Origin of the sequence: Streptomyces sp. NPDC048001, assembly GCF_043203115.1 — a bacterium.
In the GTDB taxonomy this organism is placed as follows: Bacteria; Actinomycetota; Actinomycetes; order Streptomycetales; family Streptomycetaceae; genus Streptomyces; species Streptomyces sanyensis.
Map to the genome: position 1 here is coordinate 159,849 of NZ_JBIDBN010000004.1, position 25,102 is coordinate 184,950.

Annotated in this window: 23 protein-coding genes and 6 tRNA genes; 10 read left to right on the forward strand and 19 right to left on the reverse strand. The window is 76.1% G+C overall.

What is annotated here, in order from left to right; translation table 11 throughout:
• Window position 1: 1 nt before the first annotated feature.
• Window positions 2-2,446, forward strand: coding sequence for an SCO7613 C-terminal domain-containing membrane protein (locus ACGF15_RS09265; protein ID WP_392797480.1), 2,445 nt, complete (start codon window positions 2-4; stop codon window positions 2,444-2,446).
• Window positions 2,447-2,492: 46 nt separating this feature from the next.
• Here ACGF15_RS09265 and ACGF15_RS09270 read toward each other — a convergent pair.
• Window positions 2,493-2,564: transfer RNA gene (locus ACGF15_RS09270), tRNA-Val, on the reverse strand.
• Between the two features lie 76 nt (window positions 2,565-2,640).
• Entirely contained in the window at window positions 2,641-3,132 is a 492-nt protein-coding gene (locus tag ACGF15_RS09275; RefSeq protein WP_345616177.1) for a TIGR02611 family protein, read from the reverse strand.
• Window positions 3,133-3,322: 190 nt separating this feature from the next.
• Between ACGF15_RS09275 and ACGF15_RS09280 the strand changes: the two genes are divergently transcribed.
• Window positions 3,323-3,736, forward strand: a complete 414-nt coding sequence (locus ACGF15_RS09280) for an SsgA family sporulation/cell division regulator (protein ID WP_003987206.1) — start codon at window positions 3,323-3,325, stop codon at window positions 3,734-3,736.
• A 193-nt stretch (window positions 3,737-3,929) separates the two neighbouring features.
• On the forward strand, window positions 3,930-4,487 hold the full coding sequence (locus ACGF15_RS09285; protein ID WP_362609787.1) for a CGNR zinc finger domain-containing protein: 558 nt from the start codon (window positions 3,930-3,932) through the stop codon (window positions 4,485-4,487).
• 15 nt (window positions 4,488-4,502) lie between these two features.
• Here ACGF15_RS09285 and ACGF15_RS09290 read toward each other — a convergent pair whose 3' ends face one another.
• On the reverse strand, window positions 4,503-4,655 hold the full coding sequence (locus ACGF15_RS09290; protein ID WP_345616180.1) for a hypothetical protein: 153 nt from the start codon (window positions 4,653-4,655) through the stop codon (window positions 4,503-4,505).
• A 150-nt stretch (window positions 4,656-4,805) separates the two neighbouring features.
• Window positions 4,806-5,240, reverse strand: coding sequence for a hypothetical protein (locus ACGF15_RS09295; RefSeq protein ID WP_345616181.1), 435 nt, complete (start codon window positions 5,238-5,240; stop codon window positions 4,806-4,808).
• 213 nt (window positions 5,241-5,453) lie between these two features.
• Here ACGF15_RS09295 and ACGF15_RS09300 point away from each other — a divergent pair, with 213 nt between their 5' ends.
• The gene (locus ACGF15_RS09300) at window positions 5,454-5,975 is read left to right on the forward strand and encodes a DsbA family protein (RefSeq protein ID WP_345616182.1); all 522 of its coding nucleotides are present in this window, start codon (window positions 5,454-5,456) and stop codon (window positions 5,973-5,975) included.
• A 360-nt stretch (window positions 5,976-6,335) separates the two neighbouring features.
• Here ACGF15_RS09300 and ACGF15_RS09305 read toward each other — a convergent pair whose 3' ends face one another.
• The 3 genes from ACGF15_RS09305 to ACGF15_RS09315 form a co-directional block, all read right to left on the reverse strand.
• Window positions 6,336-7,172: a GNAT family N-acetyltransferase gene (locus ACGF15_RS09305; protein ID WP_345616183.1), complete on the reverse strand. Its 837-nt coding sequence runs from the start codon at window positions 7,170-7,172 to the stop codon at window positions 6,336-6,338.
• A 64-nt stretch (window positions 7,173-7,236) separates the two neighbouring features.
• Window positions 7,237-8,061: an aminodeoxychorismate lyase gene (locus ACGF15_RS09310; RefSeq protein ID WP_345616184.1), complete on the reverse strand. Its 825-nt coding sequence runs from the start codon at window positions 8,059-8,061 to the stop codon at window positions 7,237-7,239.
• On the reverse strand, window positions 8,058-9,116 hold the full coding sequence (locus ACGF15_RS09315) for a chorismate-binding protein (RefSeq protein WP_345616185.1): 1,059 nt from the start codon (window positions 9,114-9,116) through the stop codon (window positions 8,058-8,060). The genes ACGF15_RS09310 and ACGF15_RS09315 overlap by 4 nt, the downstream gene beginning before the upstream one ends.
• A 190-nt stretch (window positions 9,117-9,306) precedes the next feature.
• On the opposite strand from ACGF15_RS09315, the gene ACGF15_RS09320 reads away from it, so the two are divergent.
• The 5 genes from ACGF15_RS09320 (at window position 9,307) to ACGF15_RS09340 (ending at window position 9,769) form a co-directional block, all read left to right on the forward strand.
• Window positions 9,307-9,379, forward strand: a tRNA-Gly gene (locus ACGF15_RS09320).
• A 40-nt stretch (window positions 9,380-9,419) separates the two neighbouring features.
• Window positions 9,420-9,493: transfer RNA gene (locus ACGF15_RS09325), tRNA-Cys, on the forward strand.
• Between the two features lies 1 nt (window position 9,494).
• Window positions 9,495-9,566: transfer RNA gene (locus tag ACGF15_RS09330), tRNA-Val, on the forward strand.
• Window positions 9,567-9,585: 19 nt separating this feature from the next.
• Window positions 9,586-9,657: transfer RNA gene (locus ACGF15_RS09335), tRNA-Val, on the forward strand.
• 40 nt (window positions 9,658-9,697) lie between these two features.
• Window positions 9,698-9,769 (forward strand) — tRNA-Val (locus ACGF15_RS09340).
• A 73-nt stretch (window positions 9,770-9,842) separates the two neighbouring features.
• On the opposite strand, the gene ACGF15_RS09345 is transcribed toward ACGF15_RS09340, so the two are convergent.
• From ACGF15_RS09345 to ACGF15_RS09360, 4 genes are all read right to left on the reverse strand, one after another.
• Window positions 9,843-10,127: a zf-TFIIB domain-containing protein gene (locus ACGF15_RS09345; RefSeq protein ID WP_392797486.1), complete on the reverse strand. Its 285-nt coding sequence runs from the start codon at window positions 10,125-10,127 to the stop codon at window positions 9,843-9,845.
• 79 nt (window positions 10,128-10,206) lie between these two features.
• A complete protein-coding gene (locus ACGF15_RS09350) occupies window positions 10,207-11,178 on the reverse strand; it encodes a phosphotransferase family protein (RefSeq protein ID WP_392797487.1) in 972 nt (323 codons plus the stop codon).
• Between the two features lie 178 nt (window positions 11,179-11,356).
• Window positions 11,357-11,539, reverse strand: a complete 183-nt coding sequence (locus tag ACGF15_RS09355) for a hypothetical protein (RefSeq protein WP_345616187.1) — start codon at window positions 11,537-11,539, stop codon at window positions 11,357-11,359.
• A 164-nt stretch (window positions 11,540-11,703) separates the two neighbouring features.
• Entirely contained in the window at window positions 11,704-11,982 is a 279-nt protein-coding gene (locus ACGF15_RS09360) for a hypothetical protein (protein WP_345616188.1), read from the reverse strand.
• 230 nt (window positions 11,983-12,212) lie between these two features.
• On the opposite strand from ACGF15_RS09360, the gene ACGF15_RS09365 reads away from it, so the two are divergent.
• Window positions 12,213-13,400: a protein kinase gene (locus ACGF15_RS09365; RefSeq protein ID WP_392797490.1), complete on the forward strand. Its 1,188-nt coding sequence runs from the start codon at window positions 12,213-12,215 to the stop codon at window positions 13,398-13,400.
• Window positions 13,401-13,451: 51 nt separating this feature from the next.
• Here the strand turns inward: ACGF15_RS09365 and ACGF15_RS09370 are convergent, their stop codons facing one another.
• From ACGF15_RS09370 to ACGF15_RS09405, 8 genes are all read right to left on the reverse strand, one after another.
• Window positions 13,452-14,270 carry a TrmH family RNA methyltransferase gene (locus ACGF15_RS09370; RefSeq protein ID WP_392797492.1) on the reverse strand — a complete coding sequence of 273 codons (819 nt, stop codon included), beginning with the start codon at window positions 14,268-14,270 and terminating at the stop codon, window positions 13,452-13,454.
• 56 nt (window positions 14,271-14,326) lie between these two features.
• Window positions 14,327-15,556 (reverse strand): uroporphyrinogen-III C-methyltransferase, encoded by a 1,230-nt coding sequence (gene cobA, locus ACGF15_RS09375; RefSeq protein ID WP_345616191.1) that lies wholly within the window; start codon window positions 15,554-15,556, stop codon window positions 14,327-14,329.
• 188 nt (window positions 15,557-15,744) lie between these two features.
• The gene (gene cobT / locus ACGF15_RS09380) at window positions 15,745-19,524 is read right to left on the reverse strand and encodes a nicotinate-nucleotide--dimethylbenzimidazole phosphoribosyltransferase (RefSeq protein WP_392797494.1); all 3,780 of its coding nucleotides are present in this window, start codon (window positions 19,522-19,524) and stop codon (window positions 15,745-15,747) included.
• A gap of 358 nt (window positions 19,525-19,882) precedes the next feature.
• Window positions 19,883-21,133, reverse strand: a complete 1,251-nt coding sequence (gene cbiE, locus ACGF15_RS09385) for a precorrin-6y C5,15-methyltransferase (decarboxylating) subunit CbiE (protein WP_345616193.1) — start codon at window positions 21,131-21,133, stop codon at window positions 19,883-19,885.
• Between the two features lie 173 nt (window positions 21,134-21,306).
• Window positions 21,307-21,936, reverse strand: a complete 630-nt coding sequence (locus tag ACGF15_RS09390; protein WP_345616194.1) for a GNAT family N-acetyltransferase — start codon at window positions 21,934-21,936, stop codon at window positions 21,307-21,309.
• A gap of 216 nt (window positions 21,937-22,152) precedes the next feature.
• Window positions 22,153-23,007 carry a MetQ/NlpA family ABC transporter substrate-binding protein gene (locus tag ACGF15_RS09395; protein WP_345616195.1) on the reverse strand — a complete coding sequence of 285 codons (855 nt, stop codon included), beginning with the start codon at window positions 23,005-23,007 and terminating at the stop codon, window positions 22,153-22,155.
• A 78-nt stretch (window positions 23,008-23,085) separates the two neighbouring features.
• Complete coding sequence (locus tag ACGF15_RS09400; RefSeq protein WP_345616196.1) at window positions 23,086-23,757, reverse strand: methionine ABC transporter permease; 672 nt, start codon at window positions 23,755-23,757, stop codon at window positions 23,086-23,088.
• The gene (locus ACGF15_RS09405; protein WP_345616197.1) at window positions 23,754-24,827 is read right to left on the reverse strand and encodes an ATP-binding cassette domain-containing protein; all 1,074 of its coding nucleotides are present in this window, start codon (window positions 24,825-24,827) and stop codon (window positions 23,754-23,756) included. The genes ACGF15_RS09400 and ACGF15_RS09405 overlap by 4 nt, the downstream gene beginning before the upstream one ends.
• Window positions 24,828-25,102: the final 275 nt, after the last annotated feature.

Below are 25,102 nucleotides of genomic sequence, written 5' to 3' on the forward strand. Positions count from 1 at the left end.
CATGGAGATCCCGCCGCCGCCCGCCGAGGAACTGGCGCTCGTCGACGCCGAGCTGCGCCGACTGGACGCCCGGCGCTCGCAGTTGCTGACCCGCCGCGCCTGGCTGCTCGCCGCGGCGGCTCCGCCGGCCGGGGCAGCCGTGCCGCCCGCTCCGGCGGCGGCCGCCGCGCCGCCCCGCGCCGAGGCGTCGCCTCCCGGGGTGCGCAACGTGCTGCTCGCCCTCGGCGGAACGCTGCTGGCCGTCGCGGCGATCGCCTTCACCCTGCTCGGCTGGGGCAGCCTCGGCATCGGCGGACGCTCCGCCGTGCTGGGCGCCGTGACCCTGGCGGCGCTCGGGGCACCGCTGCCGCTGCTGCGCCGGGGCCTGCCCGCGACCGCGGAGGCGGTCTGCGCGGTGGCCCTGGTGCTCACGGCGCTCGACGCCTACGCCGTGTACCGGGTGGTGTTCCCGGGAGCGGACCCGGTGGCGGCGACGGCGTGCGCCTGCGCGCTGCTCGCCGGCGTGTGGACGGCGCAGGGGCTGCTGCTTCCCGCGCTGCGCGCCCCGCTGCCGGCCGCGGTGTGCGTCGCGCAGCCCGCGCTCCCGCTGTGGGCGCTCTCCGGCGCACCGGGCGCACCGGAACCGGGCTGGGCCCTGCTGCTGACCGCCGCGGGGGGCACCGCCGCGGCCCTGCGGGCGCGACCGGGTGCGGTGCGGGGCTTCGCCGGGGCCGCCGCGGCCCTCGCCGGCGCGGGCGCGCTGGCGGAGGGTCTGCGGCGCTCGCTCACCGCGGACACCCCCGCGGACGCGGCGGCCGCCGGTCCGCTGCTGCTCGCGGTGGCCGCGACGGGCCTCCTCGCGGCCTGGCGGGCCCCGTCGGCGGCCGTCCCGGCCTCCGCCGCGTCCGCCCTGGCGGTCGTGGCCGCGGTGGGCGGGGTGGTTCGCGCCGGGGTCCCCGAGGGCTGGGGCGCGCCGGGGTACCTGCTGTGCGCGGCGGTGCTCGCCGTCTCGGCGCGGCCCCCGCTGCCGCCGGGCGTGCTGCGGGGCGCCTGCTGGGCCTCGGCGGCGGTGCACGCCCTGGCGGTGCCCGCCGCGGCCACCGCGCTCGCGGTGGCCCTGGCGGGGCCGGCGGGCCGGGTCGGCGCGATCTGGGAGGGCGCGCCCGCCACGGTCCGCGAGGCGCTGCCCGGGCTGCCGGCGCCGGGCGCGCCGCTCTCGGTACCCGTGGTCCTCGCGGGCGCGGCGGTGCTCCCGGCGCTGCTCGCCCTGCGCCCCCGGGCGCTCCCCGCGCTGCGCCCCGCGGTGACCGGGCCCTGGCGGGGGGCGGCCGCGGCGGTGGCCCTGGTGCTCGGGTGGGCGGCCCTGGCGGTCCTGCCCTGGGCGGTCGACGCCCCGTACCCGGCCGCCGTCTGCTGGCAGACCGCGGTGGCCCTCGGGGCACTGGCCGCCGGTGCACGGAGCCGCCCGGTGCCGTCCGGGCCGCGGCACGACGCCGGGGAGGGCGTCCCGGCCGTGGCGGCGCTGCTGTGCGCGGCGGGGTCCGCGGTGAGCGCGGTCGCGCTGGCGCTCGCGACCCGGACCGCCACGTTCGCGGTGCTCGGGGTGCTGACCGCGGCCCTGGCGGTGGCGGCGCGCCGGTCGGCCGGGACGGTACGGCCCGCGGCGCTCGGTGCGGCGGCGGTACTGGCGGCGACCGGGCTGGCCGGGGCCGCCGCCGGGGCGTCCGGGCTCCCCGCGCACCAGGCCGCGCTGGTGCTGCTGGCCGTGCCCGCGGCCGCCGCCGGGGTCGGCGGGCGCCTGGGGCGGCACCCGGCGGCCCTGCCGGTCGAGCTCGCCTCCGTGCCGGCCGGGGCCGCGGCGGTGCTGGCCGCCTCGGGGGACGCCGCGTGGGCGTCCCTGGTGCTCGCCCTGTGCGGGGTGGTCGCGGCGGCGGCGGCGCTCCGCCCCGAGCGGCGCCCGGCCGCGGCGCACCTGGCCGCCGGCCTGTTCCTGGTGGCCACCTGGGTGCGGCTGTTCGCGGCCGGGGCGACGGCTCCGGAGCCCTACACGCTTCCGGTGACCGTGGCGGCGCTGGTGGTGGGCGCTCTGCGCAGGCGGCGCGACCCGGGGACCTCCTCCTGGCGGGCCTACGGGCCGGGTCTGGCCGCGACGGCGGTCCCCGGGCTGCTGTGGGCGCTGGTGGACGGGCAGGGGACCCGTCCGCTGCTGCTGGGCTCGGCCGCCCTGGTCGTGACCCTGGTGGGCGCACACCGCCGGCTGCAGGCGCCGCTGCTCGTCGGAGGCGGGGTCCTGGTGGTGCTGGGCGTGCACGAGCTGGCGCCGTACGTGGTGCAGGCGGTCGGGGCGCTCCCCCGGTGGCTGCCTCCGGCGCTCGCGGGGGCGCTGCTGCTCGGGGTGGGCGCCACCTACGAGCAGCGGCTGCGCGAGCTCCGCAGGATGCGGGACGGCATCGGCCGGATGCGCTGAACGCCGAGGGCCCCGGGGACGGATGTCCTCGGGGCCCTCGGTCCGGTGGGCGATACTGGGATCGAACCAGTGACCTCTTCGGTGTGAACGAAGCGCTCTCCCGCTGAGCTAATCGCCCGGGCGCACGGCACACATTACCCCATGTCAGAGGGGCCCCTGCACCACCGCCGGACCGACCGCCGGCCGCGCGGGGATCAGCTTTCGATCCGCCACGGCAGGACGAGGCCGAACTTCCACAGGTAGAAGCCGCACAGGCCGCCCGCGATCACCAGGCCGACCACGGTCAGGGTGATGTTGCGGCGCCTGACCCGGGGGTCCAGGGCGCGCTGGGCGGCCTCGGTGACCTTCCGCTTGGTCCAGCGCAGCACGAGCTGCGCCCAGACGAACTCGGTCGCCCAGATCGCCATACCGGCGAAGATCACGACCCAGCCGGGACCCGGCAGCACGAGCATGGCGGCGCCCGCGCAGACGACCGCGAGGCCGACGACGAAGACGCCGACCTGCCAGCTGATGTGCAGGGTCCTGGATCTCTTGATGAAGTGCGGCGCCCGGGAGCCGAGCGGCCGCTCGTCCTCCCCGTCGGGCGCCTGGGGCGCCGACGCCGCATCCGTGGCCACGTCCCCCGTCGCGGGGCGGCGCGCCGTCATGGCGACGCCCTCGTCCCGCTCGTCACTCTCCGCTCGCATAGGGCCCAACTTACCGGATCGCACCCGATCACCAGGATGGACGCATTGCGCACGGTAATCCACCGCCGTACGAGGGACGCGAGGCATCACAAAACGGTCAGAGGGGTTTACAACGGCACCGTAGGTGGCATGTCGATTTCGCCGACGTGCGAATCCCCGAGCGCACACTGAGCGAAAGGCCCTGGCGCTTATGAACACCACGGTCAGCTGCGAGCTGCACCTGCGCCTCGTTGTATCGAGCGAGTCCTCACTGCCTGTACCCGCGGGCCTGCGGTATGACACGGCCGATCCCTATGCCGTGCACGCCACCTTCCACACCGGAGCCGAAGAGACGGTCGAATGGGTCTTCGCCCGCGACCTGCTCGCCGAGGGCCTCCACAGGCCCACCGGCACCGGCGACGTCCGTGTCTGGCCGTCCCGGAGCCACGGTCAGGGCGTCGTCTGCATCGCCCTGAGCTCCCCGGAAGGGGAAGCCCTCCTCGAGGCCCCGGCGCGGGCCCTCGAATCGTTCCTGAAGCGGACCGACGCCGCGGTGCCTCCCGGCACCGAGCACCGGCATTTCGATCTCGACACGGAGCTCTCGCACATCCTGGCCGAGAACTGAGCCAGGCGTAAGAGCCGCCCGGCGCCGTCCGTCTCGGGGAGACGGCGCCGCGCGGATCCTCCCCTGCGGAGGCATTCGGCGCCGTCGCCGCGGTGGATTCCGTGGCGACGGCGCCGAATGCCGTCCGGGCACGAACCGCTAGAGTCGGCGCAATTCGGCGGGCACCGGCCCGCGGCAGCCCAGGGAGCGAAACGTGCTGATTCCCCACGACACCCGCGTCGCCCTCGACGCGGTCGTCGATCTGGTGAACACCGCGCCCGAAGACGACCGCGAGGACGGACTCGCGGACATCGCGGCGCTCGAGGAGTTCGTCCGCCGGCACAACGTCAGCGGTGTGGACCGGCTGGGCCCCCGCGACCTGAGGGCGGTGCAGGGGATCAGGGACCGCTTCGCGGAGGTCTTCGCGGCACCGGACAGCCGGAGCGCGGCCGGGCTGATCAACGAGCTGGTGGCCGCGGCGGGCACCACCCCCCAGCTCACCGACCACGACGGCTACGACTGGCATGTGCACTACTTCGCACCCGGCGCCTCCGTGGCCGACCACCTCGCCGCCGACTGCGGGATGGCGCTCGCCTTCATCGTGGTGGCCGGCGAGAAGGAGCGGCTGCGCCGCTGCGAGGCGCCCGGCTGCGGGCGGGCCTTCGTGGACCTGTCCCGCAACCGCTCGCGCCGCTACTGCGACAGCCGCACCTGCGGCAACAGGCTGCACGTGGCGGCGTACCGGGCGCGCCGCCGGGAGGCCGCGGGCTGACGGCCGGGCCGCCGCTCACAGCAGGAACAGGTCGTGGAGCGCCGCCAGCAGCAGCAGGACCCCGATCACCGCGAGGAAGATCATCAGGGGGGGCTGGGAGAGGGCGAACAGACAGCCTCGCGGCTCCCGGGTCGGTGCGGGGGACTGGCCCCGTGAGGTTTCGAGCATCTCGTAGAGATCATGACGCAGCCCGGGGGCCGCGGAGCACCAACCCCGCCCTGGAGCACGGGAGTTCATCAGATCCCGTGTCCCTTCGCGCACATGGCCGCACCCCGGCGGCCGCGCCGGGACGGCCGCCGCGTGTCGCGGCGAGGGGCGTCAGATGCCGTGCTTCTTGAGGATCGCCTCGATGTCGCTGAAGTCGTCCTCGGCGGTCTCCTTCCTCCGGGGGCGGCCGCGCGTCTCCCCGCCGGACCCGAGGGACGGCGTCGTGGCGCCCGGCGCCACGGCCCCGCCGCGCGGGGCGGGCTCGGCCGCCGGGGGCACCGCCTTCGCGGCGCGCCTCCGCTCGGTCACGCGGGTGGCGGCGAAGAGCAGCCACGCGCCGCCGAGCAGGCCGAAGCCCACCCAGGCGGAGGGGCTGAAGGCCGTGTCGACGGCCCACTCGACCGCACCGGTGAGCACCAGGCCGAGGGGGACGAGGGAGTAGGCGGCGATACGGGCGGCGGCGAGGAAGCGCCTGCGGTACGCCGTCACCGCGGCGATGCCCAGGCCGGCCGCGGCCACCGCGGAGCAGATGGTCTCGGCAAGCATCCGGTCCTCCAGGGTCGGCGGGACGACGGGTGTCGGTGTCGTCCCTTTCCATCCTGCACCGTCGGCGGGGCCCGGGGCCACGGTGCGGGCCCGGCTCAGGGAGAACTCCGGGGTGTTCTCCTCCTCAGGTCCCGCGGCGACGTGCGCGGATGTACCCCGGCCGGTTCCGCGGGCGGTGGGCGGCGGCCCCGGGGCGGGTGGAAGACTGGGGCCATGAGCGATTCCCCCTCCACTCCCCCGGTCGTCGTCGACGTCTGGTGCGACCTCCAGTGCCCCGACTGCCACCGCGCGCAGGACGACCTCCGCGCCCTGCGCGAGCGCTACGGCGACCGGGTCGAGCTGCGGCTGCGCCACTTCCCCCTGGAGAAGAACCGCCATGCCTTCGCCGCGGCGCAGGCGGCGGAGGAGGCGGCCGTCCAGGGGCGGGGCCGGGAGTACGCGGAGGCGCTCCTCGCGCGCACCGGGGAGCTGTCGCGTCGGGGCGAGGAGGTGCTGGTCGAGCTGGCGCGGGAGCTGGGCCTCGATGCGGAGGAGTTCGACACCTCGCTGGTCGACGGGCGGCACATCCTGGTGGTCGACGCGGACCAGGCCGAGGGGAAGGCGCTCGGCGTCACGGGGACGCCGACGTATGTCGTCGACGGGGTGCGCCTGGACGGCGGCGTGAGCCAGGAAGGGCTGCGCGGACGGATCGAGGAGATCGCCGACCGGCTGCTGGCGGCGGTGCCCGAGGCGTAGGGGTACGCGTCCGGGGCCACGCGCGGGCCGCTGCAGCTGTCCTCGGCACTGCTTCGGCCTGCGCGTCGGCGCATCGGCGCATGGTGGGGCTGTCCGTGCCCGCCGCCCCGTTCACCGGGGCTTCCCGGGCGGACGGGCCGAGCGCGAGGGACCCGGCCGGGCCCGCCGGAAGCGGTCGCTACCGCGGCTCACCCCGCCGCGTGCCCGGCGACCGCCGTGTCCGCGGGCTCCGGCGTCAGCACCCCGGCCGGCACCGCCGGGCGTCGGCGGGCGTCCCGGCGCGCCCGCCCCTGATCGGGCAGCTCGGCGGGCCAGCCGGCTCCGCAGGGCCGCGCCGGCCGCACCAGCCCGCCGGGCCGGTCAGAGCAGCCGCTTGGCGAGGTTGCGGTGGGTGGTGCGGTACCCCAGGGACTCGTAGAGCCGCAGGGCCGGGGTGTTGCCCTCGAAGACGTTGAGCCCGACGCGGTCCAGACCGGCCTCGCGCGCGGTGCGCTCGGCGAGCAGCATCAGGGTCCGGCCGTGTCCGCGGCCCCGGTGCGGCTCCGCCACCTCGACGTCGAAGACGAAGGCCTCCCGCTCGCCCCGGCCGGTGTCGCGCTCGGCGACCCAGATCCGGCCGACCCGCTCCCCCGAGGCGTACAGGTACAGGATGCGGGTCCCGGGGGTGGCGAGGCCCTCGGGGAGGAGCCCGGCGTGCGCCCGCTCGGAGTGGGCGAGGGCCGCGGACTCGGGGAAGCCCTGGGCGGCCAGGGTCCTGGCGAAGGAGCCGACCGCCGCCTCGCGCCAGCGGTCGTAGCCCGCCGGGTCCAGGGGCCGGGCCTCGGCGCCGTCGGGCAGGGCGGGCGGCGGTCCGCCCGTCCCCTTGGCCATCGTGCGGGCGCGCGCGGTGTAGCCGAGCGCTCCCGCGAGCCGCAGGGCGGGCTCCGCTGTCTCCCCGACCGCGATGCGGACCTCGGCGCAGTCCCAGCCGCGCAGCACCTCCTCGGCGGCGAGGGCCGCGACGGTGCCCCGGCCGCGGCCACGGTCGGGCGGCTCGATGTGCAGCGCGAGGATGCGGCCGACCACGAGCCCGGGCCCGGGCTCGGCGGCCAGGGCGACCGCGCCCACGGGTCTGCCGTTCACGCACACGTCGTAGTCCCGGGCGAGCGCGCCCGCCGACCGCCGTATCGGCCCGGTGGGCCGCAGTGTCGTCGTCATCGAGGTGTTTCTACCTGTCTCCGGGGCGCCCGACACCACCGATTTCCGCCGAGCCGCCGCCGGGTCAGCGCGGGTCGGGGTCGGCCGCCGCGCGCTCCCGGAAGATCCGCATGGCCTTGGCGGTGACGGGCCCGGGGGCCGTCCCGGACTCCCTGCCGTCGATCCGGACCACGGCCTGCACGTCCCGGAGGGTCGAGGTGAGGAACACCTCCTGCGCCCGGTGGAGGACGTCCATCGGCAGGTCGGTCTCGCGGGCGCCCGTCCACTCCGCGGCCAGGGCGCGGGTGATGCCGGCCAGGCAGCCGGAGGCGAGGGGCGGGGTGTGGATCTCGCCGTCGAGTACGACGAAGACGTTGGAGCCGGTGCCCTCGCACAGCTGCCCGACGGTGTTGGCGAACAGCGCCTCGGAGGCGCCCTGCTCGTGGGCGCGGGCGAGGGCGACCACGTTCTCCGCGTAGGAGGTGGTCTTCAGCCCGGCGAGGGCACCGCGCTCGTTGCGGGTCCAGGGCACGGTGACCGCGGCGGTGGTGTCGGGGCGCTCCGCCGTCGCGCCGAGGGCCACCACCAGGGTGGGCCCGTCGGTGCCGCGGTCCGAACCGAGCGGGGAGAGGCCGCCGGTGTAGGTGATGCGCAGGCGGCCGAGCGGCATCGGGTTGGCGTCCAGGACCGCCGCGCAGGCGTGCCGGATCTCGTCGTGGTCGGGCTCGGGCAGGCCGAGCCCGTGCGCGGACCGGGTGAGCCGCTCCAGGTGGAGGGTGAGGGCGAAGGGCCGCCCGTGCACCGCCTTGACGGTCTCGAAGATCCCGTCGCCCACGGTCATGCCGTGGTCGAGCACGGACACCCGGGCGTCCTCGACGTCCCGGAGGCCACCGTTGACCCAGAGCCTCATCCCGCAGTCCTTCCGCTCGCCTGGTACGCACCCGACGCTATCGCGAGCAGCCGGGAGGCCTTCAGCTCGGTCTCCTCCCACTCCCGGTCGGGGTCGGAGCCCCAGGTGATCCCCGCTCCGGTGCCGAAGCACAGGCGGGGACCGCCCGGTGTGCCGCGGTCGATCCAGAAGGTGCGGATGCCGACGGCGAGCGAGGCGGTGCCCCGGTCGGCGTCGACCCAGCCGATCCCGCCGCAGTAGGGCCCCCGGGGCGCGGTCTCCAGGGAGTCGATGATCCTCAGGGCGCTGGACTTGGGCGCTCCGGTGACGGACCCCGGGGGGAAGGCCGCGGCCAGCAGCTCGGGCCAGCCGGCTCCGGGCGCGAGTTCGCCCCGGACCGTGGAGACCAGGTGGACCAGGCCCGGGTGCGGTTCCACGGCGCAGAGCGCGGGCACCGTCACGGTCCCGGTGCGGCAGACGCGCCCGAGGTCGTTGCGGACCAGGTCCACGATCATCACGTTCTCCGCGTGGTCCTTCTCCAGCAGGTCCTCGGCGGTGCGGCCGGTGCCCTTGATCGGGCCGGACTCCACCAGGCGACCGGTGCGGCGCAGGAAGAGTTCCGGGGAGGCGCTCGCGATCTCCACTCCGTGCGCCGGGAGCCGAATCGTTCCTGCATAGGGGGCGGGGTTGCCCCGCGCCAGCAGGGCGGCGAGCGCGTCGACGTCCCCCGCGCCCGGCCCCGGCAGCGGGGCCGACAGCACCCGGCACAGGTTGGCCTGGTAGACCTCGCCCGTCGCGATGTGCGCCCGGATCCGGCGCACTCCGGCGGTGTAGGCGGCGCGGTCGAGCGAGGAGGTCCACTCCCCGGCCGCGGGGCCGCGCCAGCACCCGGGGACGGGGGCGGGGACCGGCACGGACCGCACCTCGCCGAAGCGCGCGCAGGTCAGCCCGCCCTCGAAGTCGGCGGCCACGGCCCAGAAGCCCGAGGAGTCGAGGGCCGCGGGGTCGCTGGTGACGTCCCTGAGGTCGGTGGCGAGGAGGGGGCCGAAGCGGGCCAGCGGAGCGAGGTCGTGCACGTCTGCGAGTGTAGGACCGGCGCCGACCGGGGTGCGGACGGGCGGCCCTGCGGGGGCCGGACACCGCCCGTGACCGGGGGCGACGGGCACACACGGCAGCACGCTGCACAAACGCGTTTTTGTACTGGCCCGGGAATCCGCTAGAGTTCAACACGTCGCCGGGACGCGCAAGCGGACCGGGAAACGACAGGCGGACGTGGCTCAGTTGGTAGAGCATCACCTTGCCAAGGTGAGGGTCGCGAGTTCGAATCTCGTCGTCCGCTCGAGAAGGGGGATCGGGATCTTCCCGGACCCCGCACTCCGGGTGGAGTGGCCGAGAGGCGAGGCAACGGCCTGCAAAGCCGTCTACACGGGTTCAAATCCCGTCTCCACCTCCACGGACGATTAGCTCAGCGGGAGAGCGCTTCCCTGACACGGAAGAGGTCACTGGTTCAATCCCAGTATCGTCCACTGGTCCGCAAGGACACCCGCGCGATTAGCTCAGCGGGAGAGCGCTTCCCTGACACGGAAGAGGTCACTGGTTCAATCCCAGTATCGCGCACGCACCACACGGTCCCCCGGGTCGCCCCGGAGGTCGTCCCGCGCGATTAGCTCAGCGGGAGAGCGCTTCCCTGACACGGAAGAGGTCACTGGTTCAATCCCAGTATCGCGCACCGCCCCGAAAGCCCCCGGCCCTGCGGCCGGGGGCTTCGTCGTGGTCCGGCCGCCGTGCGGCGGCCGGAACGCTCAGGAGGAGAACAGCATCCGCCCGAAGCCGCGGTTGCGGTGGTGCTTGTGGTGCCCGCCGTGGTGCGGGGCGCCCCAGGCCGGTGCCGCGGGGGCGGGAGCCGCCGGGTAGCCGCCGGGGGCGGGCGGCGGCGGTGCCTGCTGCCCCCACTGCGACTCCAGACGCGTCAGCGCCTCCAGCTCCCCGTAGTCCAGGAATATCCCCCGGCAGCCGCTGCACTGCTCGATCTGGACGCCGTTGCGGTTGTAGGTGTGCATCGCCGCATGGCACTTGGGACACTGCATCGTCTGCTCTGCCTCTCCTCGTGTGGAAGGAAAACGGCCACCGCGCCCCGGTCCGGGCGGCGTCGGCGCCGACCTCACCCTACGACGGGGTGCCTCGTTCCAACTCGGGTGCCAGTGTCCCGATTCGGGCACAAGCGTCCAGCACCGCCCGCTCCACCTCGTCGGGCTCGCGTCCCGCCGCCGCGGCCCGCGCCAGGGCGAGCGCCGCGGTCTGCACGGTCAGGGCGCGGGCCGGCGCGTCGAGGGTGCGCCAGGGGTCGGCGGGGTCGGGGACGGCCGGTCCCCCGGCCGCGGTGTAGGCCCCGAGGAAGCGCTGCCAGACGTCGGGGGCGAGCAGTCCCGCGGCGAACCAGGCGGCCGGGCGGGCCAGGTCCCACGCCGGGTCGCCGAGCCCCAGGTCGTCGACGTCGATCAGCAGCCAGGGGCCGTCCGGCACGGGGTGGCGCACCAGCTGCCCCAGGTGGAGGTCGCCGTGGCACAGGACGCCGGGGGCGGCGGGCACCGGAGCGGGGCGGCCTGTGCCGCGGACCGCCGCGGGCAGCCCCCGCCACGCCCTGCGCACCTCGGCCGCGGCGGGGTGGCCGCCCGCCTCCCGCTCCATCCGCGCCAGGGCCGCGGCGAGCTTGAGGGGACCGCGCATCGGCGGCAGCGGCCCCGGGAGCACCCCCGGGTCCACCCGGTGCAGCCGGGCGAGCAGGACGGCGGCCTGCTCCCAGGGCGCGGCCCCGGGGTCGGCCGGGTCGACGGGGCGTCCGTAGGGCCAGGCCGACAGGGGCCGGTCCGCCGGCCCGGTGGCCCGCTCCGGCAGGGGCGCGAGCAGGATGCCGGCGAGCGCCGGGTGCCCGGCGACGGCCAGGCGCACCGTGTGGGGACCCGCCTCGGTGCCCGGCGCGTGGGCCTTGGCGACCGCGTCCCCGTGGCGGACCACGGTGCCGTCGGGCCGGTCGGCGAGGGTCTCGTCGGCCGATCCGCAGGCGGGGCAGGCGGGCGCGGCCGGATGGGCCGCCGTACGGGCGAGGCGGGAGAGGCTGCGGACGAGGGCGGCGGTCACGGCGCCGAGCGTATCCGCCCCGGTGGGTGCCCCGGCCGCCGCAGGGGCACATGCGCGTTCGGCCGGCCGGCTCCCCAGCCGGCCGGCCGAACGCAGCCGTCCGCCGCACCCCCGTCCCCACGGGGCTGTCGGCCCGATGTCCCCGGCCCGGACCGCTCTTCCGGGCCCGGGGCGCCGATCAGCGCCCCAGCATCACGCCCACGGACGACGCCTGTACGACCACCGCGTCCCAGCCGCCGAAGGCGACCACGAGCAGTGCCGCGAGAGGGAGCACCATCGCCGTCGCGACCAGCGGGTGGCGGGTGCCGGAGGGGCGGACGCCGAGCCCCGCGTCCGACGTGCGCGACGTCGTGTCCGCCATGTCCCTCTCCTGTTCCTCGTGTCGGCAGCGGCGGGTGTCCGACCTCGGGGGACGAGTGCTGCACCCGCCGCTTGGAAACCACACTAGGGAAGGCCGGGGCCGGGGTCGTCATGCCCGCGTACCGCTTGCCCGGCCTCCCGGAGGATGACCCCCCGCGCCGTGTCCTACTCCGCTGGGTGGAGACCGGGGCCCGGCTGCCCCGGGTCATCCCGGAGGGGGGCGGGGCCCTCGACCTGCACGGGCTGCTCGACCAGCGCCAGGACCCGGGCGGCCATGAACCGCGCCGTCCGCACCACGGTGCCCGACCTGGTGACTTCGCTCACTTCCACCACCCCTCTGCGGACCGCCGTCTCGACCCTGCGGCCCGCCCGGGCCGCCACCACCTCGTAGGTGCGGGTGGTGTCACCCGCGTCCACCACGATCTCCACCCGATCGCCCTTCATCGATCCAATCCCCCTTCTGCGATGGACCGTTGAGATCTCGCACGGCCAGGCGGAGCGGGATCCGCGCTCCCCTGACCACCGCTCAATTCTCCCACCGGGCACTGACAATCGATCCGTGCGCGAGGGCGCGGCCTCTGCGCGCCCCGCCGCACGGATACGTAAGCTGTGGCCCGTCAGACCGATGACCGGGCAGCAGGGGTGGGGCCTCCCACCGAGGTAGGGGACGGACGATGGCGATGATGCGGCTCCGGCGCGAGGACCCGCGTGTCGTCGGCTCGTTCAGGCTGCACCGGCGGCTTGGGGCCGGCGGGATGGGTGTCGTCTACCTGGGGTCCGACCGGAAGGGCCAGCGGGTGGCGCTGAAGGTGATCCGGCCGGACCTCGCGGAGGACCAGGAGTTCCGCTCGCGGTTCGCCCGGGAGGTGTCCGCCGCCAGGCGGATCCGCGGCGGCTGCACGGCCCGGCTGGTCGCGGCGGACCTGGAGGCGGACCGCCCCTGGTTCGCCACCCAGTACGTGCCGGGCCCCTCGCTGCACGACAAGGTCGCCGAGGAGGGCCCGCTGCGGGCCGCCGACACCGCCGCCGTCGGTGCCGCCCTCTCGGAGGGGCTGGTCGCCGTCCACGAGGCCGGTGTGGTGCACCGCGACCTGAAGCCCTCGAACATCCTGCTGTCCCCGAAGGGGCCGCGCATCATCGACTTCGGCATCGCCTGGGCGACGGGTGCGAGCACCCTCACCCACGTCGGCACGGCCGTGGGCTCGCCGGGCTTCCTCGCGCCCGAGCAGGTGCGGGGCGCGGCGGTCACACCCGCCACGGACGTCTTCGCGCTCGGTGCGACCCTGGCCTACGCGGCGATGGGGGACTCCCCCTTCGGCCACGGGAGTTCCGAGGTGATGCTGTACCGGGTGGTGCACGAGGAGCCGCACCTGGACGGGGTGCACGACGCGCTGGCCCCCCTGGTGGCGGCGTGCCTGGCGAAGGCCCCGGAGGAGCGGCCCAGCACCCTCCAGCTGTCCATGCGGCTCAAGGAGATCGCCGCCCGGGAGGCCCAGGGCCTGCACGACGCACGGCAGCCCGCCCCCCGCGAGCGGGACCGGGAGCGGATGGAGCTCAGCCGGCCCACCGCGCGCTACACCGAGCGCAGTGAGCACGTGGAGCGGCGCACCGGGGGGTCCTCGGTGCCGCGGCCGCACTCCACCGGCCACCCGACCGGCGGCACGCGGCGCCGGCCGGGGCCGCCGCGGACCGGCGGCGGCGCGTCCACCACCGGGCGGCGGGGCGGCACCCGTCCCGGCGTGCGCACGACCTCGACGGGGCTCAGGCCCGCGAACCCGCGGCTGCTGCGGCAGCGGATCGTGGTCTTCTTCGTGGTGACGCTGATCGTGGCCCTGGGCATCGCGGCGGCGCAGAAGCTCTGACCCGCGGGGGCGCCGGCCGGGTGCCGGCCGGCACCGTCCCCGCCGGACCGCTCAGGCGCCGGAGCGGCCCGCGGTCACGGCGTAGAAGGCGACCGCGGCCGCGGCCCCCACGTTGAGCGAGTCCACTCCGTGCGCCATCGGGATGCGCACCCGGGTGTCGGCCGCCGCGAGCGCCTCGGGCGACAGTCCGCTGCCCTCCGCGCCCAGCATCAGGGCCACCCGCTCCAGCCGGTGGGGCGCCGCCTCGTCCAGCGGGACCGCCTCCCCGTCCGGGGTGAGGGCGAGGAGGCGGCAGCCCGACTCCCGCAGGGCCGCCAGTCCCTGGGGCCACGGGGTGAGCCGCGCGTAGGGCACGGAGAACACCGCGCCCATGGAGACCTTCACGGACCTGCGGTAGAGCGGGTCGGCGCAGTCGGGAGAGAGCAGCACGGCGTCCATTCCGAGTGCCGCGGCGCTGCGGAAGATCGCGCCGATGTTGGTGTGGTCGTTGACCGACTCCAGCACCGCCACCCGGCGCGCCGCGGCCAGCAGTTCCGCGGCGTCGGGCAGGGGCCTGCGCTGCATGGAGGCCAGGGCCCCGCGGTGCACGTGGTAGCCGGTGACCTGCTCGGCGAGGGTGGGGTCGACGAGGTAGACGGGGGCGTCCGCCTCCTCGACCACATCGGCCAGGGCGTCGAGCCACTTGGCGGACAGCAGCAGCGAGCGCATCGGGTAGCCGGCCTGCAGGGCGCGCCGGAGGACCTTCTCGCCCTCGGCGATGAACAGGCCCTCGGCCGGCTCGCGCCGACGGCGGAGTTCGACGTCGGTGAGTCCGGTGTAGTCGGACAGACGGGGGTCGTCCGGATCGTCGACGGTGAGGACGTCGGCCACGGGTGCCTGCCTTCCGGTGGTGCGGTGCGAGGGGGTGCCGGTCCGCCGGGGCGGGCTCAGCCGCGGACGGAGCTGCCGACGCCGACGACGTCCCCGATGACGATGACGGCGGGCGGGCGCACCTCGTGGGCGCGGACGGCCTCGGCCACGGTGCCCAGGGTGGCGTCCACGCGGCGCTGGGCGGCCGTGGTGCCCTCCTGGACGAGGGCGACCCGGGTCTCCGGCGGCCGCCCGTGGGCGACCAGGGCCGCGGCGATGGCGCCGATCTTGTCGACCCCCATGAGGACGACCAGGGTGCCGGTCAGCCTGGCGAGGGCGGCCCAGTCGACCAGGGAGCGCGGGTCGTCGGGGGCCACGTGCCCGCTGACCACGGTGAACTCGTGGGCGACGCCCCGGTGGGTGACGGGGATCCCGGCGGCCGAGGGCACCGAGATGGAGCTGGAGATGCCGGGGACCACGGTGCAGGGGATGCCGGCCTCGGCGAGCGCCTGCGCCTCCTCCATGCCGCGGCCGAAGACGTAGGGGTCGCCGCCCTTGAGCCGTACGACGGACCTGCCCGCCCTGGCGTGCTCGACCAGGGCGTTGTTGATGGCCTCCTGGGCCATGAAGCGGCCGTAGGGGATCTTGGCCGCGTCGATGACCTCGACGTGCGGGGGGAGTTCGTCGAGGAGGTCGCGCGGGCCGAGGCGGTCCGCGATCACGACGTCGGCCTCGGCGAGCAGCCGCCGCCCGCGGACGGTGATCAGGTCGGGGTCGCCCGGTCCGCCGCCGACGAGTGCGACGAAGGGCTCCCGGGTGCGCCGGTGCGGGGCGGCCAGGGTGCCGTCCCTGAGCCCCTCGACGACGGCGTCCCGCACCGCCGCGGAGCGGCGCGGGTCGCGACCGGTGAGCACGGCGACGGTGACGCCCTCGCTGCGCCCGGTGGCGGGCGTCCAGGCGGTGGCGGCCTCGGCGTCGTCGCTGCGGACGCACCAGGTCTTGGTCCGCTCGGCCTCCGCGGAGGCACGCTCGTTGGCCTCCGGGTCGCTGGTGGCGACCAGGGCGTACCAGGCGTCGCCGATGTCGCCGTCCTCGTAGCGCCGCCGGAGCCAGGTGATCTCGCCGGCGTCGGCCATGGCCTCCACGGACGGGGTCGCCGAGGGGGAGACCAGGGTGACGAGGGCACCGGCCGCGACCAGGGCGGGCAGGCGCCGCTGGGCCACCTGGCCGCCGCCGAGGACGACGACTCGGCGCCCGGACAGGCGGAGTCCGACAGGGTACGCGGGATGCTCGGCGGGCTCGGGCATGGCGGTGCGGCTCCTCGTGCGGGTGGTGCGGGGGACGGGGCCGCTGCGGCGGTGGAGCGGCTGGTGGGCCGGGGCGGGCTCCGCCGCCGGGCGGGGCACCGGTGACCAGGGTACGGGCCCCGTTGCGGGCCGGGCACCGGGCCCGGGGCCCCACCGTGCGGCGGGGGCCCGGGCCCGGTGCGGTGCGGCTACTTCTCCGAGACTCCTGCGGAGTCGAAGGTGGCCACCTCGTGCATGGCGCGGGCCGCGCTCTGCACGAGGGGCAGGGCGAGCAGCGCGCCGGTGCCCTCGCCGAGCCGGAGGTCCAGGTCCACCAGCGGGCGCAGGCCGAGCTTGCCGAGGGCCGCCACATGGCCGGGCTCCGCGCTGCGGTGGCCCGCGATGCACGCCGCCAGGGACTCCGGGGCGATGGCCCGGGCGACCAGGGCCGCCGCTCCGGTGCTCACACCGTCCAGGATGACCGGCGTGCGCAGGGAGGCGCCGCCCAGGATGAGGCCGACGAGGGCGCAGTGCTCCAGGCCGCCGAGGGCGGCGAGGACGCCCACCGGGTCGGCCGGGTCGGGCCGGTGGAGTTCCAGGGCCCGGCGGACGACGTCCACCTTCCGGGCGTGCATCTCGTCGTTGATGCCGGTTCCGCGCCCGGTGACCTCGGCGGGGTCGGCGCCGGTGTAGACGGAGATCAGGGCGGCGGAGGAGGTGGTGTTGGCGATGCCCATCTCCCCGGTGAGCAGGGCCTTGTTCCCTGCGGCCACGAGGTCCCGGGCGGTCTCGATCCCCACCTCGACGGCGGCGAGCACGTCCTCGCGGGTGAGCGCCGGGCCCGTGGTGAAGTCGGCGGTGCCCGGGCGCACCTTGCGCGGCAGCAGGCCCGGGGTGGCGGGGAGGTCGGCGGCCACGCCGACGTCCACGACGCACACCTCGGCGCCCACCTGGCCCGCGAAGGCGTTGCACACCGCTCCCCCGCCGAGGAAGTTGGCGACCATCTGGCCGGTCACCTCCTGGGGCCAGGCGGTGACGCCCTGGGCGTGCACCCCGTGGTCGCCCGCGAAGATCGCGACGGCGGCGGGCTCGGGCACGGGCGGCGGGCACATCCGGGACAGGCCGCTCAGCTGTGCGGAGATGATCTCCAGCATGCCGAGGGCACCGGCCGGCTTGGTCATGCGCTTCTGCCGCTCCCATGCCTCGCCGAGCGCCTTGGCGTCCAGCGGCCTGATCGTGGCGACGGTCTCCTGGAGCAGGTCGTGGGGCTCCTCTCCGGGCAGTGCCCGTCGGCCGTAGGTCTCCTCGTGGACGACCCACGACAGCGGGCGGCGCTTGGACCAGCCCGCCTGCATCAGTTCGGGTTCTGCGGGGAACGCGTCGACGTACCCCACGCAGAGGTAGGCGACGACCTCCAGGTGCTCCGGAAGGCCGAGCGTGCGGACCATCTCGCGCTCGTCGAAGAAGGACACCCAGCCGACGCCGAGGCCCTCGGCACGGGCGGCGAGCCAGAGGTTCTCGACGGCGAGCGCCGAGGAGTAGGGCGCCATCTGCGGCTGGGTGTGCCGCCCCAGGGTGTGGCGGCCGCCCCGGGTGGGGTCGGCGGTGACCACGATGTTGACCGGGGTGTCGAGGATGGCCTCGATCTTCAGTTCCTTGAACTGCTTGGCGCGGCCCTTGGGCAGCGTGGAGGCGTACGCCTCGCGCTGCCGCTGGGCGAGCTCGTGCATGGTGCGCCGGGTCTCCGCGGAGCGGATGACGACGAAGTCCCAGGGCTGGGAGTGCCCGACGCTGGGCGCGGTGTGGGCGGCCTCCAGCACGCGCAGCAGGACGTCGTGGGGAATCGGGTCGCTGCGGAAGCCGTTGCGGATGTCCCGGCGCTCGCGCATCACGCGCAGGACCGCCTCGCGCTCGGCCTCGTCGTATCCGGGTGCGGGCGGGCCCGCGGGGGCCGCGGGCTGCTCGGGGGGTGCGGCAGCCTCGTGGGCGGTGTCGGCCGCGGGCGCCGGGGGCTGCTCGGGGGCGGCGGGCTCCGTGGCGGGCGCGGGCGGGGCGCCGTCGGCGGGGGCGGCGTCGGGCACGGTGTCCGGGGCGGGGGGCAGGGCGTCGGCGGGGGCGGCGTCGACCGGAGCGTCGGCGGGGGCGGGCCCGGCGTCGGCGGGGGCGGGGGCGGGGGCGGCGGCGGGGGCCGGCTCGGTGTCCACCGGAGCGGGAGCGCCGACGAGGACCGGCTCGGCGCCGACGGGGGCGTCTGCCGTGGGAGCCGTGATCGCTGCCGGGGCTTCGGCCTGGGGTGCGACCGGGCCCGGGGTCTCGGCGGGGGCCTCGGCCGGGACCGCCGCCTGGGCGGCGACGGGCGCCGCGCCATCCTCTCCCCCGTCGGCCGCCACCGGACCGGCCACCACCACCGCCTGGGCACCGGCGGCCTCGGCAACCGCCTGGGCACCGACCGCCTCGGGAGCGGCCACCGGCTCGACGGGGACAGGAGCGGGCTCCTCCTCCGCCGGGTCTCCGGCCGGAGCCTCCTCGGGCGCCTCGGCCGCAGCCGGGGTCTCGGCCTCGGTTGCGACCGGGCCCGGGGTCTCGGCCGGGGTCTCGGCCGGAGTCTCGGCGAGGACCGGACCGGGGCCCGGCGTCTCGGCGGCGACGGGCGCCGCGCCATCCTCTCCCCCGTCGGCCGCCACCGGACCGGCCACCACCACCGCCTGGGCACCGGCGGCCTCGGCAACCGCCTGGGCACCGACCGCCTCGGGAGCGGCCACCGGCTCGACGGCGACGGGAGCGGGCTCCTCCTCCGCCGGGTCTCCGGCCACAGGGGCCGGCGATGCCCCGGCAGGGGCGGGCTCCGCCTGCGGCGTCACGGACTCGGGAGCCTGCTCCTCGGGCAGCGCCACGCTCCCGGCGGGGGCGGCCGGGGCGGGCGCCGCCTGCCCGGCGGGTGCCTCGGGCCCCGCTGCAGCGCCCGGCGCCTCCGGCGCGGCGGCGTTCTCCGGGGCGGAGGGCGCGGCGGCCGTTTCCGGAGCCGTGAGCGGCTGCGGCGGCTGGGGGTCCCAAGGAGCCCCGGCCTGTGGCGGGATCTCCGCGAACTGGGGTGCGGGCAGCCCCGCACCGGCCGTCCCCTCGCGGGGAACGTCCAGGTACTCGACGCCGGTGCCCTGCGGGGCGGGAGCGCCCGCCTGCACGACGAACGGGTGCGGCGGGGTGGTGCCCGCGGGGCCGCGGTCGGCAAGGGAGCGCACGACGGAGTTGGTGGCCTCGGGCATCGGGGGTCCCATGTGCAGGGGGCGGCGTGCGGGCGGCGGCGTCGGCATGGCGGTGGTGGCGGCCGCGGGGGTGCGCACGGCCCCGAGGTCGACCGCGCCGGAGTCCCGGCCTCCCGTCTCGTGGGCGCCGGGCTCGTGGGCGTCGTCGTCGGGCAGGGCGGGCGCCGGGTGCGGCGCCTGCGGGGCGGCGTCCGCCCCGGGAGGGAAGGCACCCGCCAGGGAGGCGGTTCCGCCGCCCTGGGAAGCATCCGCCCCGGGCCCGGGGTGGGCGTGCCCCGGGATGGTGGACTGCTCGGGCGGGAGCTGCTGCGGCGAGCCCCCGGCCGCGGGTGCGGCAGCCGTCCCGGCGGACTGCGGGGCGCCCGGCGCCTGCCCGTCGGCGGCGGCCGGGGCGTGGCCGTGTGCGGCGCTGCGGGGAGCCGGGGCGTACCCGCCGCCGTGCGTGGCCTCGGCGGGCGCCGGGTGGTGGGGCTGCTGAACGGGAGCCGTCGCGGTTGCGTACTGCTCGGCGACGGGTGCGTGCGCCGGCGCGGGAGCGGGCGCCGCGGCGGAGTGCTCGCTCCACGCGCCCTGGGCGCCCGGCATGAGCAGGAGGTCGTCTTCCTCTGATGGCTGCGCGGAGGGTTCGAGGTAGGGGTAGGCGCCGGGGGCGGGGACGCCCGGCTGCTCCACCGTGCCTGCGCCCTCCGGCAGCCCCTCGCCCGGGACCTGGCCGGTGTCGGTCATGCGTACCCCTCGCCCATCGGTTCTGCTCCTTCGCCCATCACCCGGGGCGTCCGACCGGCACACCCGACGCCCGTGAACACCTAACGAGCATGTGCGCCGCGCGGCACGATCGACTCCCGACCCCATGCTCGGTCGCCGTCGACCGGCACCGCGGCGGCGCGATCCGCCACGGTCCGCTGTGGGCTGCGCCACGTCGCGCGTCCCCCCGGTTCCGACATACCACAAACGGGAGCCAAAGCGACTCCCTTTTCCGGGCATTGAAGAACAAATCGAAGAACGCCCGCCTGCGGTACAACGATCGGCCAGCCTACCGCGCGAAGACCCCCGAAGGGGGTTCGGGCCCGAGGTGTGAGGAGCGCTACGCGCCCGTGGCGCCGGGACGGGAGTCGGAGGGATCGGGGTGCCGCCCGCAGAGCAGGAAGACGACGGCGCGATCCTTCTCGGTCCAGTCGCCCGGGTCGAGTTCGACGGACTGGAGGAGGGTGCACTCGACCTCGTAGCCCCCCGCGGCGAGCGCGGCGCCCACGGCCTCGGCGCGGTCGCGGGTGGAGGCGTGGGTGACGATCCGCTGGGGGCGGCGGTCGGCGACGGCGGTGACGACGACGGCCCCGCCGCCCCCGATGCGCACGACGTCCGGTTCCGGCAGACGCTCCAGCACCTGGGGGGCCCGGCCCTGCACGACCTGCACCCGGACACCGAGGCGCCGGGCCTCGGCCTCGGTGCGCCCGCAGGCCGCGGGGTCGGCGTCGACGGCGATGACCGCGGCGCCGAAGCCCGCGGCCTCGGCGGCCAGTGCGCCGCCGCCGCTGCCGATGTCCCAGACGAGGTCGCCGGTCCGGGGCCCCAGGCGGGCCAGTTGGGCGGCGCGCAGTGCCGGGGACTCGCCCTCGTCCGCCGGGCCGGGTCCCGGCTCGGCGGGCGGGAGGGCCCAGCCCCGCCGCGGCGGCGGGTACCCCGCCTCGTGGCCGGCGATCCAGCCGGTGGGCACGGGCCCCGCGGAGGGCGGGGCTCCCCCGACGACGATGACCACGTTGGGGTCGCGCCAGACGTGGTCGGCGGCCTTGTCGGAGGTGAGCACGGTGACCTGCTCCCGGTCGGTGCCGAGTTCCTCGCAGATCACGAAGGTGCGGTGCACCCCGTCGAGCAGCAGGGCGAGTTCGGCCGGGCCCGCGCCGGGCGAGGTCAGGACCGCGACCTTGCCGTGCGCCCGGCAGACGTTGACCGCGCGGCGCAGGGTGCGCCGGTGCGCGACGACGATCCGGGCGTCGTCCCAGGGCATCCCGGCCCGGGCGAACGCCGCGGCCACCGAGGAGACGGCGGGGACCACCTCGACCTCCAGGCCGTGCTCGGGGGCGCGCAGGGTCCGCACCACGCCGAAGAACCCCGGATCGCCGTCGGCGAGGACCACGGCGCTGCCGCGGTGCCCGGCGATCCGCCGGGCGGCGAGGTCGAGGCTGCCGAGGCGGATGCGCTCGGCCCCGGCGGGGACCTCGGGCAGGGCGAGGTGGTGGGCGGCGCCGGCCACGAGGGTGGCGGCGGAGAGCGCGGAGGTGGCAGCACGGGTCAGGGGCGAACCGTCCCACCCGATCACCGTGACCCGGTCGGCCATCTCGTCAGTCTCCTGGAGTTGTTGCAGGTCGGGGGCGTGCGTGAGGCGCAGGGGAGTTCCGCTGGGTGCAGCGTACCGGTCCGCCGCGAGCGCGGTCCCCGGATGCGGGGCGCCGGGCGCGGTGCGGGTGGGGGCGCCCCGGGGACGGGCGGGGCCGTGCGGCCGCGGGGGGCTCAGCTCCAGTCGGCGCCGGAGGCGTAGCCCGCCTCGGCCAGGCGGTCGGCCTCCAGGTCCTCGGGGAGCAGGCTCCACACGATGAGGTCGGTGCGGAGTTCGCTCCAGCCCCCGTCCGGGCCGGGGGCGCGTACGGTCCAGGCGTTGCGCAGGACTCCCTCGCTGAGGCAGCCGGTCTTCTGGGCCACCTGCTGCGCGGCGGTGTTGTCGGCCGCGGTGCGCAGCTCCATCCGCTCGAAGCGCCGGTCCCGGAAGAGCCACTGCGCGACGCCGAGCACGGACTCGGTGGCATAGCCCTCGCCGCGGGCCCAGGGGGCGGTCACATAGGAGACCTCGGTGGCGCGGGTGCGCCAGTCGGTGTTCTTCAGCGCCACGCAGCCGACCAGCCGCTGGGTGAGGAACTCGGTGACCGCAAAGACGATTCCTCGCCCCGAGGCGCGCTCCCCCGGCGCCCGGCGGTGCACCCAGTCCCGGGCGTCCCGGGTGGTGTAGGGGTGCGGTGCCGAGGTCCAGGCGGTGGTCATCTCGTCGTTCATCATCTCGGTGTGCGCCGGGATGTCGGCGTCCTCGTAGGGGCGCAGCACCAACCGCTCCGTGCTGATGGACACGTCCGGGAAGGTGTGAGTCATGCGCTGCTCCATGCCGTGACCGCCGTGGGGTCGTTGCTCGTTGCTCGTTGCTCGTCTGCTCGCCGTGGTGCGGGGTGGGTCGCGTGCGGGCGTCGTAGCCGCAAAGGCACAGCATGCAACATCGGGTGCGGGCCGTGCATGGCCGGGTGCCCAGCGCGACGCGGCCCCGCGCACCCCAGGTGCGCGGGGCCGTCGTCGGGCGGTCGGCCGGGAGGGCTACTCGGCGGGGCCGAAGGCCGCGACGACCGAGCCCTGGTACTCGTCCTCGATGAAGTCGGCCACCTCGGCGGACTGCAGCAGCCGCACCAGCTTCGCCACGCGCGGGTCGTCCTCGTCGCCCTTCTTGACCGCGAGGAGGTTGGCGTAGGGGTTGCCCTCGGCCTTCTCCAGGACCAGGGCGTCCCGGGCGGGCCGGAGGTCGGCCTCGATGGCGTAGTTGCCGTTGATGACGGCTGCGTCGACGTCGTTCAGGGCACGGGGCAGCGTCGCGGCCTCCAGCTCCTTGAACGTCAGCCCCTTGGCGTCCGCGATGTCGGCCAGTGTGGCGTCGGTGCCGGCACCCTCCTTGAGGGTGATCAGGCCGTTGTCGGCCAGCAGGTGCAGGGCGCGGCCCTCGTTGGTGGTGTCGTTGGGGACGGCGACGGTCTGCCCGGCGGTGATGTCCTCCAGGCCCCCGGCCTTCCCGGCGTAGAGGCCGAGGGGCTCCAGGTGCACGTCGGCCACGGGGACGAGGGTGGTGCCGTTCTTCTCGTTGAAGTCGTCCAGGTAGGGCTTGTGCTGGAAGAAGTTCGCGTCGACCTGGCCCTGCTGGGTGGCGGTGTTGGGCAGGACGTAGTCGGTGAACTCCTTGATCTCCAGGGTGAGCCCCTCCTTCTCCGCCAGCTCGTCCTTCACGAAGGCGAGGATGTCGGCGTGCGGGGTGGGGGAGGCGGCGACGACCAGGGGGGCTGAGCCGTCGGCCGCGGCGCCGGAGGAGGCGCCCGGGTCGGAGGAGGTTCCGCAGGCGGTGAGCCCGAGGGCGAGGGCGGCGGTGGCCGCGGCGGCTGCGGTGGCGGTGATGTTCCTACGCACGAAAAGTGCCTCTTTCTCAGGTGGTGCGACGCCCGGACAAGGAGTGCGGGCCGTGGGGTGGAGCGTGCTCCCGTGAGGTCACGCCGCGGCGCGGCCGCGGCGGACGAGGAGCCGTACGATCCCGTCGCCCAGGAGCTGGACAATGCTCACCAGGGCGACCAGGATCACGACCGTGACCAGCATGAACTCCGTCTCGAAGCGCTGGAATCCATAGGTGACGGCCTTGGAGCCGAGCCCTTCGCCGCCGACCGCACCGGCCATGGCGGAGTAGCCGATGAGCACGATGACGGTGGTGGTGACGCCCGACACGAGGGAGGGCAGGGCCTGCGGGAGCAGGACCTTGCGGACGATCACGGGGATCGATCCGCCCATGGACTGGACGGCCTCGACGAGCCCGGCGTCCACCTCGCGGACGGCGGTCTCCACGAGGCGCGCGAAGAAGGGGATGGCGCCGATCGCCAGCGGCACGATCATGGCCGTGGGGCCGATGAAGGTGCCGACGACCAGGGTGGTGAAGGGGATCAGGGCGATCAGCAGGATGAGGAAGGGCAGGGAGCGGCCGATGTTCACGACCGTGCCGACGACCTTGTTCACGGGGGTGTTCTGGAGCAGTCCGCCCTTGTCCGTGAGGACCAGCAGCACTCCGAGCGGCAGACCGCCGGCCACGGTGACGAGGGTGGACCACAGCACCATGTAGAGGGTGTCGAGGGTTCCCTGGGTGAGCAGGGGCTGCATCTCGGACCAGGTCACTTGGCCACCGCCCCGGCGGCGCGCGTCCGGGGGAGCACACCGGCGGGCGGCCCGGCGGTGCCGGAGCCCCCGTCGACGACGTCGATCCCCAGTCCCTGCTCGCGCAGGAAGCCGATCGGGACGACGTTGTCCTCGTAGCGGCCGGGGAGTTCGATGCGCATCCGGCCGATCTGGCGGCCGCCGACGGTGTCCATGGCGGCGCCGAGGATCGAGATGTCGACGTTGTAGGTGCGCGACAGCCGGGAGATCACCGGCCGGGTGGCCGTCTCGCCGTGGAAGGTCACGTCGAGGACGGTCCGGTCGGGGCCGGAGGGCTCGCCGCCCACGGGGAACAGCTCCTGGGTGAGCTCCGAGCCGGGGGTCGCGAGCAGCTCGCTCACCGTTCCGGATTCGATGATCTTCCCCTTCCTCATCAGGGCGGCGGAGTCGCAGACGGACTTGACGACGTCCATCTCGTGGGTGATGAGCAGGACCGTCAGGCCGAGCTCGCGGTTGAGGTCCCGCAGCAGCCGGAGGATGGAGCGGGTGGTCTCCGGGTCGAGGGCGCTGGTGGCCTCGTCGGAGAGGAGGACCTTGGGGTCGCCGGCGAGGGCGCGGGCGATGCCGACGCGCTGCTTCTGCCCTCCGGAGAGCTGCCCGGGGTAGGCGGCGGCCTTGTCGGCGAGGCCCACGAGGTCGAGGAGTTCGCGCGCCCTGCGGGAGCGGTCCGCGCCGGAGGCGCCGAGGATCTCCAGGGGGAGTTCGACGTTGTCCTGCACGGTGCGCGAGGAGAGCAGGTTGAAGTGCTGGAAGACCATGCCGATCCGGGTGCGCGCGGCGCGCAGGTCCCGGGAGGCGCGGCGGCCGCGGCCCGCGAGGGCGGTGAGGTCCTGTCCCGCGACGGTCACGGTCCCCGAGGTGGGGCGCTCCAGGAGGTTGACGCAGCGGATGAGCGAGGACTTCCCGGCACCGCTCTGTCCGATGACGCCGAAGACCTCTCCCTCGCGGACGTGCAGGTCGACGCCGTCCAGGGCGGTGACCTCGCGGCCGCGTGCTGAGTAGACCTTGGTCAGGCCCGTAGTGGTGATCACAGGGTTTCCGTCACTGTCGAGTGCGCGGCGCGGTGTCCGCCGGGCACGGGGCGTTTCGGTGCGGACGGCGTTCACGGGCACGGCGGTTCGGCGCGGTGGCCGGGTGCGTGCGCGGGGCGGGCCGGTCCGGGCGTTCCGCTGCGGGCGGGGGCCGGACGGGCTCGGGCCGTCGGTCTCGCTTCGGGGCGCGAGGCTCGGTCGGGGACCCTCAGAAGGCGCACATTCGACACATACAACGAGCACCGGGCGTCGTGATCGCCTCGGTCGCAAGGGTG